General features: G+C 61.5%; 15 protein-coding genes. 3 read left to right on the forward strand and 12 right to left on the reverse strand.

The genetic code is table 11. The features are described 5' to 3' along the window. Nucleotides 1-210: 210 nt before the first annotated feature. Genes fdxA through typA form a run of 3 tightly spaced genes read right to left on the reverse strand, consistent with a single transcriptional unit; the run spans nt 211 to nt 2,929 of the window. Entirely contained in the window at nt 211-534 is a 324-nt protein-coding gene (gene fdxA, locus PV375_RS04985) for a ferredoxin (protein ID WP_332106392.1), read from the reverse strand. Beyond that, the gene (locus PV375_RS04990; protein ID WP_332106393.1) at nt 531-977 is read right to left on the reverse strand and encodes a hypothetical protein; all 447 of its coding nucleotides are present in this window, start codon (nt 975-977) and stop codon (nt 531-533) included. Before PV375_RS04990 ends, fdxA begins: the two co-directional genes overlap by 4 nt. Nucleotides 978-1,015: 38 nt before the next feature. Then, a complete protein-coding gene (gene typA / locus PV375_RS04995) occupies nt 1,016-2,929 on the reverse strand; it encodes a translational GTPase TypA (RefSeq protein ID WP_332106394.1) in 1,914 nt (637 codons plus the stop codon). Nucleotides 2,930-3,844: 915 nt separating this feature from the next. On the opposite strand from typA, the gene PV375_RS05000 reads away from it, so the two are divergent. Next, nucleotides 3,845-4,360: a DUF559 domain-containing protein gene (locus tag PV375_RS05000; RefSeq protein ID WP_332106395.1), complete on the forward strand. Its 516-nt coding sequence runs from the start codon at nt 3,845-3,847 to the stop codon at nt 4,358-4,360. Here PV375_RS05000 and PV375_RS05005 read toward each other — a convergent pair. From PV375_RS05005 to PV375_RS05040, 8 genes are all read right to left on the reverse strand, one after another. Continuing rightward, nucleotides 4,357-5,157, reverse strand: a complete 801-nt coding sequence (locus PV375_RS05005) for a CPBP family intramembrane glutamic endopeptidase (protein WP_332106396.1) — start codon at nt 5,155-5,157, stop codon at nt 4,357-4,359. The two genes, PV375_RS05000 and PV375_RS05005, sit on opposite strands and share 4 nt — an antisense overlap. Nucleotides 5,158-5,761: 604 nt before the next feature. Continuing rightward, nucleotides 5,762-7,486 (reverse strand): ABC transporter family substrate-binding protein, encoded by a 1,725-nt coding sequence (locus tag PV375_RS05010; RefSeq protein WP_332106397.1) that lies wholly within the window; start codon nt 7,484-7,486, stop codon nt 5,762-5,764. Then, nucleotides 7,483-9,648 carry an ABC transporter ATP-binding protein gene (locus tag PV375_RS05015; RefSeq protein ID WP_332106398.1) on the reverse strand — a complete coding sequence of 722 codons (2,166 nt, stop codon included), beginning with the start codon at nt 9,646-9,648 and terminating at the stop codon, nt 7,483-7,485. The genes PV375_RS05010 and PV375_RS05015 overlap by 4 nt, the downstream gene beginning before the upstream one ends. A 3-nt stretch (nt 9,649-9,651) precedes the next feature. Continuing rightward, nucleotides 9,652-10,617, reverse strand: a complete 966-nt coding sequence (locus tag PV375_RS05020; protein WP_201518471.1) for an ABC transporter permease — start codon at nt 10,615-10,617, stop codon at nt 9,652-9,654. A 5-nt stretch (nt 10,618-10,622) separates the two neighbouring features. After that, on the reverse strand, nt 10,623-11,639 hold the full coding sequence (locus PV375_RS05025) for an ABC transporter permease (protein WP_332106399.1): 1,017 nt from the start codon (nt 11,637-11,639) through the stop codon (nt 10,623-10,625). A 269-nt stretch (nt 11,640-11,908) separates the two neighbouring features. After that, complete coding sequence (gene malQ / locus PV375_RS05030; RefSeq protein WP_332106400.1) at nt 11,909-14,122, reverse strand: 4-alpha-glucanotransferase; 2,214 nt, start codon at nt 14,120-14,122, stop codon at nt 11,909-11,911. 83 nt (nt 14,123-14,205) lie between these two features. Continuing rightward, nucleotides 14,206-14,622, reverse strand: a complete 417-nt coding sequence (locus tag PV375_RS05035) for a Rieske (2Fe-2S) protein (protein WP_332106401.1) — start codon at nt 14,620-14,622, stop codon at nt 14,206-14,208. Between the two features lie 681 nt (nt 14,623-15,303). Next, complete coding sequence (locus PV375_RS05040; RefSeq protein ID WP_332106402.1) at nt 15,304-16,683, reverse strand: MFS transporter; 1,380 nt, start codon at nt 16,681-16,683, stop codon at nt 15,304-15,306. 239 nt (nt 16,684-16,922) lie between these two features. Here PV375_RS05040 and PV375_RS05045 point away from each other — a divergent pair, with 239 nt between their 5' ends. Together PV375_RS05045 and PV375_RS05050 are read left to right on the forward strand one after the other, a co-directional pair. Continuing rightward, entirely contained in the window at nt 16,923-18,764 is a 1,842-nt protein-coding gene (locus tag PV375_RS05045) for an AMP-dependent synthetase/ligase (protein ID WP_332106403.1), read from the forward strand. A gap of 2 nt (nt 18,765-18,766) precedes the next feature. Continuing rightward, nucleotides 18,767-19,279 (forward strand): hypothetical protein, encoded by a 513-nt coding sequence (locus PV375_RS05050; protein ID WP_332106404.1) that lies wholly within the window; start codon nt 18,767-18,769, stop codon nt 19,277-19,279. A 124-nt stretch (nt 19,280-19,403) separates the two neighbouring features. Here PV375_RS05050 and glpX read toward each other — a convergent pair whose 3' ends face one another. Continuing rightward, nucleotides 19,404-20,345 carry a class II fructose-bisphosphatase gene (gene glpX / locus PV375_RS05055; RefSeq protein ID WP_332106489.1) on the reverse strand — a complete coding sequence of 314 codons (942 nt, stop codon included), beginning with the start codon at nt 20,343-20,345 and terminating at the stop codon, nt 19,404-19,406. Nucleotides 20,346-20,482: the final 137 nt, after the last annotated feature.

Raw genomic sequence — 20,482 nt, forward strand, 5'->3', positions numbered from 1 at the left:
CACGGCATCCTCTGCGCGGCAGCCACACCCCCTACCCTAACCGGCAACTATGAGCATTGCGTGCGACCACAACGCAGCGGGGTGAGTGATTGCCGTTCACTACAAGTCGGATGCGGAACTCGCGCAAAAGTTGCAGCCGTGACGCCGTAAACGCCGTGGGCGCGACCCGCTTAGCCACGCCCACTCACACCCCATAAACGGTAGTAACCGCTAGTCGTTAATTCCCGCAGGCAAATCGGCAATCATCTTGTCGTCAAAATTCTGTGGACCGAGCTTGGCAGCGCCACCGGGCGAACCGATTTCGGCGAAAAAGTCGACATTCGCACGGTAGTAGTCCGACCACTCCTCCGGCAGATCATCCTCGTAGTAGATCGCCTCAACCGGGCAAACCGGCTCGCAGGCGCCACAGTCAACGCACTCATCCGGGTGAATGTACAGCATCCGCTCACCCTCATAGATGCAGTCGACCGGGCACTCGTCTACGCAGGCACGGTCCTTGATGTCAACACACGGAAGTGCAATTACGTAGGTCACGATGCAGACTCCTTCTCAACTACGGATGCGTTCTCAACCATACCCGCACGACTCGGTTTCTGGCGTGCAGCCGAGCTCTGGCGGCGTATCTTCGGCATCATCAACGGCAACCCAGCTGCAATGGCCGAGCCATACAGCCACCAAAGCGCTGGACCGGTCAACTCGCCCGCCGGGAAGATCACCGACCGCCCCAAACCCGGCGTGGAATACAAAAACACCGTCAACACCACGCCCAAAAAGAACGCCAGCGACGGCATCCACTCATCCAAGTACCAGCGCAAACCAAGCGCAATGAGCAGCACCGCAGTTAGCGCACCAACACAGCCAATCCACACCGGAAACTCGCCCACAAAAAATCGAGTGCGATGAGCAAAAGTGCCGATCGTTGCTGCCGTTGCCCCAAAAAGCAAATACGCCAGCGACGTCAGCACTGTCTCCAACACTGACTTCCAGCGAGACGTCCCGGCAGGCTGCCGCATCACTAACCCTCGCGCTTTGCCCGCGCCGCAGCACGAGCGCGAGCGGTGCCGTCAAGCACCACCTTGCGGATGCGCACCTTCTCGGGTGTCACCTCGACGCACTCATCCTCACGAGCAAACTCAAGCGATTCCTCGAGGGTCAGGTGACGCGGCGGCGTGAGCTTTTCGAACTCGTCAGCGGTGGCCGAACGCATATTCGTGAGCTTCTTCTCTTTGGTGATGTTCACATCCATGTCATCAGCACGGGTGTTCTCACCAATCACCATGCCCTCGTACACCTCATCAGTCGGATCGATGAAGAACGACATGCGCTCCTGCAGCCCGATCATCGCAAACGATGTGGCGACGCCAGCCCGGTCGGCCACAATCGAGCCGTTCACGCGCGACTGAATCTGCCCAGCCCACGGCAGGTATCCAGCCGCAATCGAGTTAGCAATACCGGTGCCCTTCGTGAGCGTCATGAACTCGCTACGGAAACCAATCAATCCGCGCGAGGGCACCAAAAACTCCATCCGCACCCAGCCAGTGCCGTGGTTCTCCATGCTCTCAAGCTGGCCCTTACGCGCCGCCATCAGCTGCGTGATCGCGCCGAGGAACTCCTCCGGAACATCAATGGTCGTCTGCTCGAACGGCTCATGCTTCTTACCGTCGATCTCCTTCGTAACCACCTGCGGCTTGCCCGCAGTCAACTCGAAACCCTCACGACGCATGTTCTCAATCAAAATCGACAGCGCCAGCTCACCACGGCCCTGCACCTCCCACGCATCCGGGCGGCCAATGTCCAGCACGCGCAGCGACACGTTACCGATCAGTTCGCGGTCGAGACGCTCCTTCACCATGCGGGCGGTTAGCTTGTGGCCCTTCACCTTGCCAACGAGCGGCGAAGTGTTGGTACCAATCGTCATCGAGATCGCCGGTTCATCCACCGTGATCGTCGGTAGCGGACGCACATCCTCGGGATCGGCGATCGTGTCACCGATCATGATGTCCTCAATACCGGCAATAGCAATGATGTCGCCGGGGCCAGCTTCCTGGGTGGGGACGCGCTCGAGACCAATCGTCTCCATCATCTCGGTGATACGCACGTTCCGAGTCTCACCGTCGTGCACCCACGCAACCGTCTCGCCCTTGCGCAGCGTGCCATTGTGAATACGCAGCAGTGCGATACGGCCCAGGAACGGCGACGAGTCGAGGTTCGTGACATGCGCCTGCAGCGGCGCATCCGCGTCATACGTGGGAGCTGGGATGTGCTCGAGAATAGCGTTGAACAGCGGCTCGAGATTGTCGTTGTCCGGCAGCTCACCGTTTGCCGGCTCGTTGGTCGAAGCCACCCCGGCACGGCCCGAAGCGTAGAGCACGGGCAGCTCTAGCAGCGCATCAATGTCGAGATCGGGAACTGTATCGCTCAAGTCACCCGCGATACCGAGCAACAGATCCTGCGCCTCGCCCACAACCTCGGGGATGCGAGCATCCGGCCGGTCAGTCTTGTTTACCAGCAAAATCACCGGCAGTTTCGCTTCGAGCGCCTTGCGCAGCACAAAACGAGTCTGCGGCATCGGACCCTCAGCCGAGTCGACAAGCAGCACCACACCATCGACCATCGATAGCGCACGCTCGACCTCGCCGCCGAAGTCGGCGTGACCGGGAGTGTCGACGACATTGATGATGATTTCTTCACCATCCGAGTGTTCGCCCTTGTAACGGATCGCGGTGTTCTTCGCGAGGATCGTGATGCCCTTTTCGCGCTCGAGATCACCCGAGTCCATCACCCGATCGTCGTTTTCGTGTGACGAGTGCTCACCGAAAGTGTGGGTCTGCTTCAGCATTGCATCCACGAGCGTGGTTTTGCCGTGGTCAACGTGAGCGACGATGGCGACGTTACGAATGTCGTTGCGGTGAGCGAGGGTTGAGGTCATATGAACAGTGCCTTTGCAATAGGTATCGGCGGAATCTCAATTGTACGACCAATGGCTATCGCGCATGTACGAGCGATGGCTATCGTCCAGGCGCAAGCCCGCTCCTTCTCAGTCCGCCCGCGCGGCCCCGCTCTCTTCGCCCCGACACCCCACACACGCCACTTCCCTTTCGCCTGTGTCGCTCCGTCCATGCCGCTCCGAGCCCACACCTCCACGCCCCACCTCTCCTCAGCCTCCACACCCTCCGCACCATCTTCAGCCTCTTCACCCTCCTCCCCCTCCCTCCTCCCCACCCCTCCACCAACTTTGGCCACATACGTGCTGCTATGCAGATATCCGCATAACTGCAGCAGTGTGGCCAAAGTTGGTGCGACGCGAGCGCCAAAGCAACCACGGGCGCGCAGCAACAGCCATTCGCCGCCACAGCAGCCATACGCCGCCACAGCCACCCGCGCACGCGTACGCGGCAACCGACGCACCTGTGAAAGTCACTTATCCACAGAATCCTCGACGCCACCAGCAACGAGCCAACAATTCGGGTTCACTACCCCCATGTTTCGAGACCTAGCGCTACCGCCCGAGGCAACTGATTTGCTGCGACGATGTGGCGGGGCAGCGCGCCGCAAATGGTTACTGCACGCCGGAATCTCGCCACACAGGCTCAAACGTCTCGTTGCGAATGGCACGCTTATTCGACCCGCATATGGCTGGTATGCACTTTCAGATGCACACCCAGACATCACCCGGGCCCGCGTTGCCGGCGGCTCGCTCACCGGGCCTTCGGCGTTGCAACCCAGAGGCGCTTGGCGCGCACACGACCGGCGGCTGCACGTACGAGTTGATCGCAAACACCGCATCCGCCGCACAAAAAATGTGTGCATACACCGTGAGCCACGACTCGCAAACGCAACCCAAGTGGTCGTCGACAACGTAGCCGCGGCATTTCTGGCCTGCTTCGAATGCCAGCCAATTGACGAACTTGTGGCTATCGGCGACAGCCTCATCCGTGAACAACTACTCGATTACGAGACTTTCGTCGAGATTTGCGAGCAATCTGGCCGCAAGGGGCGACGAGTGCTGCAATACAGCGATATCGCGTCCGATTCGGGGCTCGAGTCGCTACTGCGCGCGCGATTACGGGCGCTTCGCATCAAGCTGACCACACAGTGGCCCGTTCGCGGAGTTCGCCGCTACGACATGAAGATTGGGCGTTCGCTACTGGTCGAGACCGATGGCCGCGAGCATCATGACCGCCCCGAAGCCTTCCACAACGACCGAGATGCCGACCAAATCGCAGTCTCCCGCGGATACGTCGTGATGCGGCTCACCTACCGGCATGTTGTGCATGAATGGCCCGACACACTCGAGCGAATACTCGCATTCGTCAGGCGCCGCTGGCACCTGCGAAGCCCCGTCGAACACACCGCCTAAAAAAGATCTGGCCATAGTGAGACAGCGAGCGGGTAGCCCAGGAACGCAACACAGTCGAGCGTGAAATGTGCCACGATAAGTGGCGCTAAGCGCTGTCGGTTCACGAACGTGTCGCGCCGTGAACCGCGCAAAAATAGCCATGCGAACAGCACTCCCATCGCTACGTTACCGAGCGCCATTCCCGTCCCCTGATAGAGGTGGTACGACCCGCGCAGAAGTGCAGATACCGCCACGATCTTCCACATCGACCAGCCGAGCGCCTGCAACCGCACAATGAGGTAGCCGACGACAACGATCTCCTCGAGCAGTGCTGCTCTCAGCGCTGCCATCACAAGCAGTGTGACCTGCATAACAGTAAGACTGGCGTCCGATGTCACTACCTGAGGCGTCATGCCCGCGAGCCGTGAAACCACGTAGAGCGCGAGTCCGGGGATGCCGACGGTTGCGGCGAGTGCGGCGCCGCGGATGCAGTCGCGCCCCAGCTGCTGAGGGCCTCGCCAATCAATCCCTAGGCGGTGGAACCCCGATTCGTGCCGGGTCCAGAGAAGCCAGATTGCGAGCGCGACCGGTGCGAGCGATGCGGCGATCCAGTTGAGTCGACGCAGCAGGTCGACAACCGGAAAAGTGCTGGTTGTGGGGTTGATTTGCTGCACTCCATCACCAGGCGTCGCGTGCTGCAATGATGTTTCAAGCAGGGCAACTATGGCGGAGACAGACGATGGCAGGATCGCCAACGCCAACACAATCCAGATCTCCCAGTGAAGGCGCGTGCGTGCGGCGCTGTGTGTGGAGACCATGCATGCATCCTAGGCCGAATGCCGGCGACGCTTGCGACCACGCATGCCTCGTAGAGTTTTTCGGCACCTTCGCTTCTGCGGGATTTCCGGAGGCTGGAACCTTCCGAGCTGAAGCAGTCTGGTCGCCCCATCAACTTTGGTCATTTAACTGTCGTTATGCAGATATCTCCGCATCACCCGATATGTGGCCAAAGTTGGTGAGGTGAGGCGGTGAGGAAGTGAGGTGAGGCGGTGAGGAAGTGAGGTGAGGCGGTGAGATGAGGCTGCGAGGCTGCGGTGAGGCAGTTGATGCGAGGACCAGGATGAAGCTGCCGTGTTCCAGCGCGGGGATGCGGCGCTGGATGCGGGTTGGGGGCCGGGGATGCGGTGGTCAGGACCAGGATGCGGGTTGGGGGCCGGGGATGCGGTGATCAGGACCAGGATGCGGTGCCGGCAGGCTGGAAGGTACCGGAATGCTTACGACGCCCAAGGCTCGGCACCGGAATACGGCACCGGGGGCGCAGGGCCGGGGTGGCACCCGGCCGGCCGCGAACGGAACCAGGAAACGAGCCGGGGCTGGTGGCGCAACACGCGCACCACCAGCCCCAGCGGTTAGACAGTCAGCCTAGCCCTTGAGCTTCGGCGAGTCCTTCACGTAACCAACGAGGGTCCAGTCAACGCTCTCGAAACCGGGAGCGCCGTAGTTAGCGAGGTCCTTCGGGGTCACGATGAAGTCGTACGACTGGTACAGGGGCAGGTTACCCATGACCGGCCACAGCTTCTCGTCGATCTGGTTGAGCAGTTCAGTCTGCTTGTCAACGTCGGTGGTGCGCTGCAGTTCGTCGAGCAGACCATCGATCTCGTCGGTACCGACGTTCGAGAAGTTCTGCTCACCGTCGGCACGCCAGATCGACACACCCGAGGTCACGAACGGGTTACCATTCCAGCCGAACAGGGTCATGTCGTAGTCACCGGGGATGACGTACTTCGAGAACAGGTCGGTTGGCGGCACCTGCTCGACCTTCAGCTTCATACCGGCTGCCTTGAGGTTCTCGGTAGCGATTGGGGCGACGGTGCCGTTAACGGTCGAACCAGCGTTGTAGACGTAGCGGATCTCGAGGGTCTTGCCGTCCTTCTGGTAGTAACCGTCGTCACCCATAGTCCAACCCGACTTCTCGATGAGTTCCTTGGCCTTCTCGACGTTTGCGGTGCCGTATTCGCCGGCGTAGTTCTCGTAGCCGTCCTGGTTCTGCACGAGCATGTGGTTGCCGAGCAGGTCGTCAGCTGTACCGCTCGGGTAGGGCAGGGTGCCGTTCACAGCCTGGAAGATCGACTTGCGGTCGATGGCGTAGGCGAATGCCTGACGCAGGTTCTGGTCTTCGAGGATGTACCCTTCCTTACCGTTCAGGGTGAAGTGGGTCCAGCTCGGGCCAGCTGCCTTACGGATCTCGAAGTCGGTGCCTTCTCCGGTCTCGGGCTCGACAACCGAGTAGATCGAGAGGTTCGAGGCATCGATCACGTCAAGCTGGCCACCGTTGAACGAGGTAGCGGCAGCAGCCGGGTCTTCGATGGTCTGGAACGAGATGCGGTCAAGCTTGGCTTTGCGTGCACCGGTCCAGTTCTCGTCAGGCTTGAGGGTAACCGACTTATTCGCCGAGTCGATCTTGTCGATCGTGTAGGGGCCGGCGGTCACCTTGGGGCCGTTCACCCAGCCCTCGTTGAACTCCTTGGCCGAGGCGACGAGCTGGTCGGGCATAACGCTAGCCAGACCCATCCAGTCGGCGTAAACCTCGCCCTCCTTGAAGGTCACGACTGCGGTGTAGTCGTTGTCACCCTTCTCAACCTTTTCGACGCGGTCGTAACCTTCACGCGAAGCAACATTGAATTCTTCGTTGACCATGGCGTCGAAGGTGTTCTTGATCGACTTCCAGTCGATGGGGGTGCCGTCCGACCACTTGTTACCTTCGACCAGTTCGATTTCGAAGGTCTGGGGCGACTCGTTGGTTTGCTCGATGCGCTTGGCGTAGAGCTCGTTCGGGATCACCTGGCCGTCAGCGGTGTACTTGTACAGGCCGGGGTAGACGGCATCCATGATGTCTATGGTGTTGCGCTCGTTACCGTCAGCGGTCGCGGTGTTGAAGTTCGCCGGGAAGGCATTGTTGTACAGCCGGAGTGTGCCGCCCTCGCCGAGGTTCTCCTCGGGCTGAGCGTTCATCTCATTCTGGTCGGCTGCGATCTGGTCGCCGCCAGCCTGAGTGTTGTTCGGGTCTTCATCGGCCCGAGCACAACCGGTCAGTGCGAGTGCCAGTGCCGCTACAGCAGCGACACCGGTCAGGATCCGCTTCTTCATTCGGTTTCTCCTTGTGAGGTGGAATCGATATTCAGTTTTCGCTTAGGGGGAATATACGTCTCAGTTTTCTCTGGGTAAAAACAGGCGATCGCGTGGTCGCGGTCACTGAGCTGTTCAAGCGCAGGAATTTCATCGCTACAGCGCTGGCGCTGTTCTTCGTCAAGCAGGTGCTGATAGATGTAGCAGCGGCTCACGAAACGGCACCCGGTCGGGCGTTCAGTGGGCGAGGGCAGGTCGCCCTCAAGCACGATGCGCTCACGTTTGCGCTCGATCACCGGGTCGGGAATCGGCACTGCCGAAAGCAGCGCCCGCGTGTACGGGTGGTTGATTCCCTCGCTGAAAATTTCGTCGGTTGAACCGAGTTCGACAATGCGACCGAGGTACATCACGGCAACCCGGTCGGCGATGTGCGCCACCACCGAGAGGTCGTGCGACACAAACAGGTAGCTGAGCCCCAGCCGGTGCTTGAGCTCGTCGAGCAGGTTAATTACGCCAGCCTGGATAGACACGTCAAGCGCTGACACCGGTTCGTCAAGCACGATGAAGCGCGGTTCGCAGGCGAGCGCACGAGCGATACCGATGCGCTGACGCTGACCACCCGAGAACTCCTGCGGGTATCGGTCGGCGTGCTCGGGTAGCAACCCGACGGTGCGCAGCAGCCAGTCGACACGCTCTTCCATCTGCTCGGTCGTGTAGTTCTGCACTTCCATCGGTTCGCGCAGAATGTCACCGATGGGCATGCGCGGGTCGAGCGAAGCCATCGGGTCTTGGAACACAATGCCCATATCGCTGCGCAGCGCCAGCCGCTCGCGCCGGTTCAGCTCGCTCACATCCCGGCCATCAATCTTGATGGTGCCCGCCTGTGGTGCCTTGAGCTGCATCACTTCGAGGATGGTCGTGGTCTTACCAGATCCCGACTCACCCACCAGCGCGAGCGTTTCACCCTCGCGAATATCAAAACTGGCTTGGTCGACCGCGTGCACTTCGCCAAGCTTGCGCTTCACGAGCGCGCCCTTGGTGATCGGGAAAACCCGCTCAACACTGTCGAGCTCGAGCACCGAGGGGCGTTCTTCACGGGGCGCGGTGAGTGTCGGCTCGGGAGCTTCGGGGCGTTTGAAAATTTCTTCTCCACCAACAAGCTGGTCGCTGTGGTGGCAGGCAGCCAGGATGCCCGGCTTGTCAGTGCCGGTAAGCTGCGGTTCTTCGGTGCGGCACAGATCGGTGGCGATCGGACAGCGCGGCGCGAACGGGCAGCCGGTGGGCAGGTTCACTAGCGACGGCGGCGATCCTTCGATCGGCGTGAGCGGTTCGTGAACGAGCCGGTCGGCGCGCGGAATCGATGCGAGCAACCCCGCAGTGTAGGGCATCCGGGGCGATTCATACAGCGAGTGCACGTCACCGAACTCGACAGCTTTACCGGCGTACATCACCATCACGCGATCGGCGAAACCGCTCACAACGCCGAGGTCGTGTGTGATGAGCACAGTTGCGGCACCGGTGATATCTTGCGCCATCTTGAGCAGTTCCATCACCTGCGCCTGAATGGTCACATCGAGTGCAGTGGTGGGCTCGTCGGCAATGATGAGGTCGGGCTCGTTAGCAATCGCCATGGCGATCATGGCGCGCTGCCGCATACCGCCCGAGAACTCGTGTGGGAACGACTGGGCCCGCAGCTTCGGGTTGGGGATGCCCACCGCATCCAGCAGGTCAACGGCACGTTTGCGCGCAGCCGATTTCGACACATTATGATGCGCCCGGATCACTTCGGCGATCTGGTCACCGATGCGGTAGACCGGGGTCAGCGCCGACAGCGGATCCTGGAACACCATCGAAATCTTTTCGCCGCGCAGCGCCGACAGCTGCCGGTCGTTCTGTTTGAGGAGGTTTTCACCCTCGAAGAGGATCTCGCCTTCGACCATCGCGTTTTCGGCGAGCAACCCCATGACCGCGAGTGATGAAACCGATTTACCCGATCCTGATTCGCCCACGATGGCGAGCGATTCGCCGCGGTGCACCTGGTAGCTGAGGTTGCGGACGGCCTGCACGATACCGGCTTCGGACTTGAACGAGACGCTGAGGTTGCGCACGTCAAGCAGCACATCGGTACGGTCGATGACGGGGATTGACTTGGTGAAGATCGATCCGGTGTTGGTGTTTGCCATGGTTTAGTGCCCCCGTCCGCTGGTCGGGTCGAGCGCGTCGCGAAGAGCTTCGCCGACCATGTTGATCGAAATCACGAGCAGCGCGAGGATAGCTGCCGCGAAGACCCACGTGTGCGGGTGGGCGATGTTGTAGTTCTGCAGCACCGAACCGAGCGAGAAGTTCGGGTAGAGGATGCCGAAGCCCAGGAACGACAGGCCGGTTTCGGCAAGCACCGCGGCACCAACACCGAGGGTGGTGTCGATGATCATCCACGAGGAAATATTCGGGATGATGTGGCGGCGAATGATGCGGTGGTGCGGCACACCCATGAATCGTGCGGCCTGCACATACTCGGTGTTGACGAGGCTCTGGGTGAGGGCGCGCAGCACACGCGCGGTGATCATCCACGAGAATGCACCGAGTAGCGGCACCATGAGGATCCAGTGCACGCCCTGCAAGAACGGGCTCAGCAGTAGCATCAGCAGCAGCGAGGGAACGATCAGCAGGAAGTTGATGAAGGTCACAACAACTTTGTCGATCACACCGCCAAAATAGCCGGCGAGAGTGCCGAACAGCACCGAGAGGAAGAGCACAAATAGGGCCGTTGCAAACCCAATGATCAGCGAGATCCGCAACCCCACCATGATCTGGGCGAAGATGTCTTGCCCCTGACTGTTCGTGCCAAACCAGTGATAGGCGCTCGGTGGCTTCAGCTGGTTGGCGAAGTCGTACTCGATCGGGGTGTACTGGTACACCATCGGCATGAAAATGGCGGCCAGGGCGAGCAGCAGCAGGATGCTCATCCCAATCCACGCTGAGGGCATACGGCGGAAACGACGCCATACGAGCGCCGAACGCTTCGCCGCGTGCGTGGGCTTGCCGGTTTCGGCAGCAATTACTTCCTGGGTCTGTTCAAGGTCTGCCTGCTCAGCTTCGAGCATCGACTCCGAGTCGCTGCCGGCGGGGAGGTTTGGTGGTACTTGAGTCATTGTGATCACCGAATCCGCGGGTCGAGGACGGCCTGGAAGAAGTCGGCAAGTGTTGCCGCGAGCAGCACCAAAATGGCGCCGTAAATCATCACGCCGGTGGTGCCATTAATGTCACCGATCTGCAGCTGGGTGACCGCCCACGAACCAATACCCTGCCAGTTGAACAGTCGCTCCACGAAGAACGACCCGGCGAACGCGCCGGTGAGCGCAAAGGCAAAGTACTGGCCCATCGGGATCAGCGCCATGCGGAAACCGTGGCGGCGCATCGCCTGGCCCTTGGTGAGCCCCTTAGCGCGAGCGGTGCGCAGGTAGTCGGCGCTCAACACATCCAGCGTGGTGACCTTCATGTAGCGCGAGTAGCTTGCAATACCCATCACCGCGAGCGCGATGGTTGGCATCACCATCGCCTTGATCTGGAAGCTGATTGACTCCCAGCTACCGGGTTCGGCCAGCGGGTCGACGGGGTTCGTTGACGGGAATTTAAAACCGATCGCGTTCCCCATCGCCAGGTTGAAGCCCTGGATGCACAGAATGATCACCGGGGTGGGCAGTGCCAGCACGATGAAGCTGATGGTCGAGATGGTCTTGTCAGAGATCGAACCGCGGCGCACCGCCGACCAGGCGCCGAGAACGATACCCAGGATCACGCCGAGGAAGGTTCCGATCACCACGAGTCGCAGCGAGATCCAGATACGAGTACCCATCTCGGGGATCACCCACAGCGCCTTCTTGTCGGTACCGGTGGTGACACCGAGCTTCTCTTCCCACGGGGCGGTGAATAGGTTCGTGAGCCAGTTCAGGTAGCGCTGCCAGATCGACACATCGGGGTTGATGTTTCGCGCATCAAAGTACGCCTGCATAACTTCGGGAGGAATCGGCTTCCCTCCCTGGGTGTTCGGCGGATACATGACTTCCTGCGGGTTCAAGAGCGCTTGCGCCAGCAGGAAGGTCAGCGACGTCGCAATAAACGCCAACAGGATGTATCCGACAAGTCGTCGCAGGACGAACTTTGTCAGTGCCATCTCGAATCTTGACCTAACTGTGAGACAGAACCCCGGGTGAGGGCCTGTGTGGACTCGGATTAAATTGTTAGTAGTGGTTCACGTTATCGGAGAGTGGGGTGTTTCTCCGACTCGACGTGCATATTGTTACCGAAAACCCGCTCCCTTGCCGGTACTCGATAACGAATCCCCGGCGATACTACGCGAAAGTGGCACAAAATGTACACATTTGCATTGCAATTAGTCAAAGCCAGCGCTGCCGGGGAAGCTCAGTTAGCACGCACATCGGCCTACTGCTGCGGCGCGCGGCGTTGGGATGCACGTGCCAGCTCATCGGCAAAATTCGACTCGGTGAGCGCTTCCAGACTCACCACCTCGCCGGATGCATCCGATAGCGGTAGCCGCCAGTTCGGATACTCCGCATCGGTACCCGGCTGATTGATCGCACGGCGATCGCCGGCAAGGTCAGCGACCGACACACCAAACATCCGCGAGGCACCGCTTGCTAGGCGGCGATGCAGTCCCAGCACCAGCTGTTCGGTGGTTGGTGCATCCCCAACCCAGCCTTCCCGCTGCAGCGCATCAATGTGTGCCGTGACCCAAGCCTGCTCCTCAGCGAGCTCTTCGGCAACCGGCCGGGTGTAAAGGCCTAGCTGATCGCGAAGCGTCACATGCGCAAGCTCGAGGTAACCGGCAGTGGGCGGCAAATCGTGTGTGGTGACCGTCGCCAAACACTCAACCCGGTAGTCTCCCGGCGGCTTCGGACGGCCCTGAGCATCCCGTTCAAACCACATGATCTGAGTGCCGTACACATGACGCTGCTGCATCTGCTCGCGAGTGAGATCCGACACCACACCGAGATCCTCGCCCACCACGATCGCCCCGGCGCGGCCCGCTTCCAACAGCAGCACGCCGAGCATCGCGTCATAGTCATAGGCAACATAGGTGCCAGCATCGGCACTCGCCCCCGCCGGCACCCACCACAGCCGGAAAAATCCGAGAATGTGGTCGATTCGCAGCGCACCGGCCCCGGCAAAAGCATTACGCAATAGCGCGCGCATCGGCTCATACCCCTGCAGGTAGAGCGAGTCTGGGCGCAGCGGCGGCTGGCCCCAGTTCTGACCGAGCTGGTTGAACGCATCCGGCGGCGCACCAACCGTGACACCGCGCGCCATCGCCGGCCCGAGCGCCCACGCATCCGCCCCCGCACCAGCAACACCCACCGCCAAGTCACGCATCACACCAATCGACATGCCTGCGTCACGCAAGGCATCCTGAGTCGCAATCGACTGCTGGCGGGCCTCAAACTGCAGCCAGGCGTAGAACTGCACGCGCAGCGCATGCTGCTGTCGGAACGCCTCCACCTCGGGTGAATGCGGCGTTTGCAATGCCTCGGGCCACTGACGCCAATCACTGCCAAACTGTTCAGCGAGCACACACCAGGTGGCGAAATTCATCAGCGGCTCAGCCTCTTCGTCACAAAAATCACCAAACGCCCGCCAACGCTCATGATCGAGCCGCACCGCCACCTTGAACAGCAGCCACAGCGATTCAACCTTCGCGAGCCAGCAACGATCGCGATCGATCACCTCGCCGGCATTCGCCAGCCGAGCATCCCGAGTGAGATCACTCAAACGCCGCAGTGTTGGCGCATCCACAACATCAGCCAGCGAAGATTTACCGGAAGCAGCAACCACCTCATCGATGACCGCCTCAATGCTGAGGATGCTCGGATCGATGAATTGGCGCGTGGTGGGCAAATACGGCGACGGGGTAATCGGCGTCACAGGAGCCGGCGCGTGCACCGGGTTGATCAGCACAAAATCAGCGTCACGCTCGGCGCCCCACTGCCCGAGTGTCTGCAAATCGGCGAGATCGCCAACCGCCCACGACCGCCGCGAGCGCAGCTGGTACATTTGCGTCATCAAACCCCAAACCGGCTCATCGAGCTGGGTTGCGGGGCGCTCGGGCACAACGATCAGCGCACCGGTAGCGACCAGCTGCGCATCCTCATCGAGTCGATAGCCGAGCATCTCAGCCTGGGCCGCTGCTTCGGGCCCCGAAGTTGCCCGCACCCGGTGCCAGCCGAGCGGAAGGTCGTCAGGGATGCGGAAACTCGCCTCCCCCACCTCTACGCCGTCGATATTCGCCGGGCCATTCCAATTGTCGACCTGCTGCAGGGGCACCGACTCACCAGTTTCGAGCACCGCAACCGCGTCGACCGATACGCCGTGGGGTACGTGGATCGCGACCTCGCCGGCACTCCCCTGCCGAACCATCGTGGTTGGCGGCACACCGTGGCGCCAGGGCTGCTCGTCAGCGGCACGGAGCGCTGCGGCGAGGGTGTGCTCATCGGTGACATCAATGTCGAGTGCGGCCAGCACCGCCCTGAGCGTCTCAGCTGGCACCTCAACGTGGTCGCCACGCCAATTGTGGTACGAGGTGGCCACCCCGTATCGCTCAGCCAGTTGCAAAAGTGTGGGGCTAGGGGTCGTAGTCGTCACACGCGCATACTAGCCGCGTGCGTCAAACAAACAGTGGCATGCGCTGCGCCGCCGGCTGGAAAGATCTTGTGTCGCTGCGGGTGCTAGCCGATGCGAAGAGTGTCGCCAGAAACCGTCACGGGCAGTTCCGGCAGCGCTTCTTGGGCAGGGCCGGCAACCGGGTGGCCGGTGGCGATGTCGAAATAACTCGAGTGGCAGGCACAGTAGGCGCCGAGGCCCTCAACCGATGAAAGCGGGCACTGTTTGTGGGTGCAGATGGCGACGAAGGCATGGAACTCGCCGGCGCTCGGCTGCGTCACGACCGCGCTGTGCTCGTTGAGCACCACGCCACCGCCCACCGGCACCTCCGAAGCGGGAAGCTCAAAGGGTGCGGGCGTTTCGGCGGCGGCCCCGCCGGTGCCGGTCGAGCATGCGGCAAGGAAGGCAGTCAGGGCAGCGCCACCGCCGGCGGCAGTGACGGTGCGAACGAAAGCGCGGCGCGTGGGCTGGGGGTTTGACATGCATCCAGCCTACGCCGCGCCGTGATCACCATGTCATACCCACAACAGCCGGATCACGCAACCACTCTCGCACACGCGCCCCGTGCCCGGCCCTACTCGCCGTACCCGACCCTACTCCCCATGCCCGCACCAACTTTGGCCACATGCATGTCCATACGCCTATATCTGCATATCGGCCAGCATTTGACCAAAGTTGGTTTCGAGCACCTACCCGACCGCGAAACCACACGCCGTGCTGGATTCGGGCCGAAAACCACGCGCCACAGTCCACTCGCCGAGGCCCGCGAGCCAGCGCCCCACACCCGCACGCCCTGCACCAATGCACCCCGCACCAACTTTGGCCACATGCATGTCTATACGCCTATATCTGCATATCGGCCAGCATTTGACCAAAGTTGGTGAGGGCGGGGGCGGCAGGACGGGATGACGGTGCAGCGGGTGCGGGCGGGGCGGGTGCGGGCGGGGCGACGAGGCGGGATAACTGTGCCGCGGGGCGACGGGGCGGCGAGACGGCGGGGACCCGGCGAGACGGCGGGGACCCGGCCAGAAGGCAGCACGGGCCAGGCGGCGGGGACCCGGCCAGAAGGCAGCACGGGCCAGGCGGCGGCACCCGGGCAACGCAGCGACGGGTGTGGGGTGCGCTGCGGCGCGTCCCACACCCGTCAAAATAACCGGCGGCAGCTAATCGGCGAGTTCTTTACCGCGCTGCTCCGGCAGCAAGAACGCAGCGAACGCGGCGATGCCGAAGGCGATCGCGAACACGGTGAAGGTGAGCACCACGCCACCCGACTTGGTTAGGCTGAGCGCCACAATCGGCGCGAGAATCGAGGCGATGCGCCCGAATCCAGCCGCAGCACCGGTACCGGTGCCGCGAATGGTCGTCGGGTACAGCTCTGGCCCGATCGCATAGAGGGCGCCCCACGCACCCAGGTTAAAGAACGACAGCAGGCAGCCAGAGATGATGATCTGTGTCTCAGTGTTGGCAAACCCAAAAAATGCGGCAGAAACCATCGATCCGGCAAGGAACGTCGCCAGTGTCGCGCGGCGCCCCCACACCTCGATCAGCCAAGCAGCCACCGCGTATCCGGGCAGCTGCGCCAGCGTAATGATGAGCGTAAATTCAAATGACTTCGCCAGCGCAAAGCCCGCCTCAACCAGCAGGTTCGGGATCCACAAAAAGGCCCCGTAGTAGCTGAAATTAATGCAGAACCAGATCGTCCACAGCGCGATGGTGCGGCGACGCAGCTGCGGCGCCCAAATCGATTCGCCGTGCTCGCGCGCTTCCGCAGCTGCCTCCGCCGCCAGGCGCTGATCACGTTCACGGTCGGCCTGCGCGATGAGTTCGGCTGCGGGCGTTGTGCCTGCGTAACGCTCAAAATTACGCACCGCCGCTTCGGCCTCATCAAGGCGTCCCCGCGATTCAAGGAAGCGCACCGACTCTGGCAGTCCCCAGCGAACTACGACCGCGTAGGCGGCGGGCAGCATACCGATGGCAAGCGCCCAGCGCCAGCCGTCCTCGCTCGTGGGAACCACATAGGTGCCGACGAGCGCCGCGAGAATCCATCCCAGTGCCCAAAACGCTTCGAGCCACACGACCATCCGGCCGCGAATTTTGGTGGGTGAAAATTCCGAGACGAGCGTCGAAGCCACGGGCAGTTCGGCACCCAACCCCAGACCGATGAAAAAGCGCAGCACCATGAGCGCGGTGATTGATGGCGCCAGTGCCGAGGCGCCCGTTGCGATACCGAACACCACGAGGGTGAGCGCGAATGTTTGTCGGCGACCGAATCGGTCGGCTAGACGACCGCCGAGCGTCGCACCAATGGCCATACCGGCAAAGCCGATGGATGCGAGCCAGCTTGCCTGCTCACCGGTGGCAAATCCCTGCTGAACTAGCGCGGCGATCACGAATGACAGCAGCCCGACGTCCATGGCATCGAGTGCCCATCCGAGTCCTGAGCCGACCAGCAGTTTGCCGTGGGCGCGGTTGAATGTGAGCCGGTCAAGCCGGTCAGTGCGCGATGGCGCGTATTGCGCATCCCGAGATATGGAGGTTGTCATTGCTTCCTCATGTGTGACGTTCACGCTCGTTGCTGGCGTGATTTGAGCACTAAGGCTACCGGTTGCGCTGCAAGTTGCCAAAAGCGCGTGACAATACCCGGCGAACCTTGCTTCCGGTAGAAAGGTTGGCGAACTTTGTGGTTTTCGTGCATGGGACTCGCCTCGGCTGCCCGTAGTATCAACCTTTGGCCACAATTTTCGGCCGGTTTTTGCCATCTTTATCGGAGCACTTACGAAGTATGTCCCTAACGACGACCCACACCCAGGGCCTGGCCGAACTGTCTGAACAGCACACGCTGCTCACCATGTTGCAGGACCGTGCTGATCGCGGCGGCGACTCTATTCTCGCGGAGCGCCGCGATGGTACCGCGTTCGTGCCGGTAACCGTTGACGAATTCGTGGCGACTGTGGATGCGGTTGCGAAGGGACTTGTGGCGCTGGGCATCAAGCCCGGTGATGCGGTGGGCATCATGGCTCCAACTCGCTACGAGTGGACGGTGCTCGACTTTGCCACGTTGAAAGTCGCCGGGCTGGTGGTTCCCGTCTACCACACCTCGTCGCGCACCCAGGTGGAGTGGATGGTGAGCGACTCGCAGGTGCGGTTCTTGTTCGTTGAGGGTGCCGATCAGGCGCAGCTGGTCGAGCCGCTTTTGGATTCCACCTGCCTCGAAAAAATTTTTGTGATCGATGCTGATTCGGATGCAGATGGTGCGCTCGAGCAGTTGCGCGAGGCCGGTCGGGCGGCAAATATTTCGGATGCGCAGCTCGCTGAGCTTTCGGCATCGGTTCGCTATGACACGGTGGCCACGGTTTGTTACACCTCCGGCACGACTGGCCGCCCCAAGGGCGCTGAGCTGACGCACGGTAATTTGCTCGCCCACTGCTATCACGGTGTGGCCGACCCCGGTTTGCGCCATGTGGTTACCCCGGATGAAAACGGTGTGCAAAAGCGCACGCTGCTGTTTTTGCCGCCTTCGCACTCGTATGGCCGGTTCGCGCAGATGCTCTGCGTGCATTCGGGTTCGGTTATGGGGTATGCCCCGTCAACTTCGCGGCTGGTGGAAGACCTGCAGGAGTTCAAGCCGACATGGCTGATTGCGGTGCCGCGGGTGTTCGAAAAGGTCTACAACGCGGCGGATGCGCGTGCGGGATCAGGTTTGAAGCTGCGGATTTTCCGCTGGGCCGCTCGAGTGGCGCAAACGTATTCGATGGCGCTCGACACCGCGGCTGGCCCGTCGCTGAAGCAGCGCTGGCGGCTGCGGGTGGCCGACCGGATGGTGTTTGGTCAGCTCCGTGCGGTGATGGGTGGCGCCCTGGAGGTGGCCATTTCGGGTGGTGCCGCGCTGGCAACTCGTCACGGTCATTTTTTCCGCGGCATTGGTGTCACGGTGATGGAGGGTTATGGTGCGACCGAGACGACCGCGCCGGCTTCGGTGAACCGTCCCGGCAAAATCAAGATCGGCACGGTTGGCGCTCCCTATCCCGGCACGAGCCTGCGAATTTCGGCCGAGGGTGAGGTGCAGGTCAAGGGCACGGGTGTGTTCCGGGGCTACCGAAACAATCCTGAAGCTACCGCGGCCGCGTTCACCGAGGATGGCTGGTATCGCACCGGCGATTTGGGCTCGATCGATGACGATGGCTACCTGAAAATTTCGGGTCGCAGCAAGGAGATCATCGTCACTGCAGGCGGTAAAAACGTGCAGCCGGCAGTGTTGGAGGGCGCGCTGCGTTCGCATCCGTTGATCGGTGAGGTCATGGTTGTTGGTGAGGGGAAGCCGTTTATTGGTGCACTGGTGGCGCTCGATAAGCAGATGCTCGCCAGCTGGCTGCGCAACCACGGTGAGGACAGCTCGCTTTCGATTGCCGAGGCGAGTCAGAACCCGGCAGTGCGGGCATCCATTGAGCGCGCTATTGAGCTGGCGAACGAGAAGGTTTCGCGGGCCGAGTCGATCCGCAAATTTGTGATTGTTCACCGCGAGTTTGACGAGCGGCGCGGCGAGGTTTCGGCTTCGACGAAATTGATTCGTCGCGTGGTGCTCGAACATTTCGCCGACGAGATGCGCGAGCTTTACGGCGAATAACGATGGTTTGCGATACGGCTGCGGTTGTCGCGCGGGCGGCGGCGGATGCGGCGGCGCGGCTTACCGCAGCCGGGGTTTCGCCGGATGCGCTGGGTCGCTTTGTGCCTGCGCGCCGCCGGTTATTTGGCACCCGACCACCACGAATTGAGCGGGTTGGCAGCGCATGGGTTGTTGGCCGGCTGCTGGTGTCGGTGGCTGGTGAGCTGTTCGCGGCGACGCACACGCTGCGCGCGCACGTTCCGAAACCGCATATTAACTACCCGTCCGAGTCGGCTCGTGAACGGGATCAGCTTCGGTATGCGGCGATTCGGGGCGGGTTTCGTGAGGGTGAGACGGTGCACTGGGATGCGGTGCCGATTATCGCTTCCGAGCTCACGGATACAAGCGCGCCGGTGTTGGTTCGCGACGGGAAGCCGATGGTGATTTGGTCGGCTTCGGCGCCGGCAGCATCGGCACAACCGCTGCCGGAATATTTGGATGCGCGTATTGAGCTGCTGCTCAGCGTGCGTTCCTGATTGTATCCCCGTGGCCGTTTATGAGCCGGTGACGTGAGCGAGATTTTTGGCTTCGGATGCGAGCGGACCGCCTAACTGAAAGTTTTGGTAGGCGGCCCGCTCGCGATGGTGGTGTCAACTGCTATTAGTCATCGTTCAGCCACTTGTCGACGCGGTGCGTTGCAGTCACGCGACGGAAGGTTCCCGAGTGTGAGCGCAGCACCACCGAGTCGGTGGTGATGGCGTTGCGTTCGCGGTCGACGCCCTTCACGAGCATCCCGTCGGTAACACCGGTGCACACGAAAAACGTGTTGTCGGTGGTGACGAGATCGTCCTGGGTGAGGACGCGGCTGAGGTCGTGGCCGGCATCGATTGCTTTTTGGCGTTCTTCTTCGTTGCGCGGGTGCAGCCGTCCCTGCATAACCCCGCCGAGTGCTTTGACTGCGCAGGCGGTGATCACGCCTTCGGGTGTGCCGCCGATTCCGACGCACATGTCGATGCGACCGGTTCCGAGCGCGGCGACGATACCGCCAGCAACGTCACCGTCGAGCATGAGTTCGGTGCCGGCGCCGGCCTCGCGGATTTCGGCGATGAGCTGTTCATGGCGGGGCCGGTCGAGCACTGCGATCTTCATGTCGACGAGGTCTTTGTCGAGTGTTTTAGCGAGCGCGCGAATGTTGTCGCCAATGGGGCGATCGAGGTCGATGACACCGTGGCCTGCGCTTCCGGTCACGATTTTGTCCATGTAGAAGACATCTTTCGGGTTATACATCGAGCCGCGGTCGGCGACTGCGATAACCGAGAGCGCGTTCGGGCGGCCGGCCGCGGTCAGGCTGGTGCCATCGATCGGGTCAACTGCGATATCGCACAGCGGACCGGTGCCGTTACCGACGATCTCGCCGTTAAACAACATCGGTGCCTCGTCTTTTTCTCCCTCACCGATCACGACCTCGCCTTGGAAGTCGACGGTTGCGAGAAACTTCCGCATGGCGTCTACGGCGGCGCCGTCGGCAGCGTTTTTGTTCCCGCGACCGATCCACGGCACAGCCCGGATAGCGGCGGCTTCGGTCGCGCGCACCAGCTCCATTGCCAGGTTGCGGTCGGGGTGAGAAATCAGCTCGGCCCCGTGATCAGTGGTGCCAGTTTGTTCGGTCACTTTTTGCCCCTTTTTCGTCGTGCAAAACTCGTACTTCCAGCCTAGTGCGCAGGATTCGGTTTTCCGTG

The organism is Gulosibacter sp. GYB002 (assembly GCF_036577665.1).
Lineage (GTDB): Bacteria > Actinomycetota > Actinomycetes > Actinomycetales > Microbacteriaceae > Gulosibacter > Gulosibacter hominis.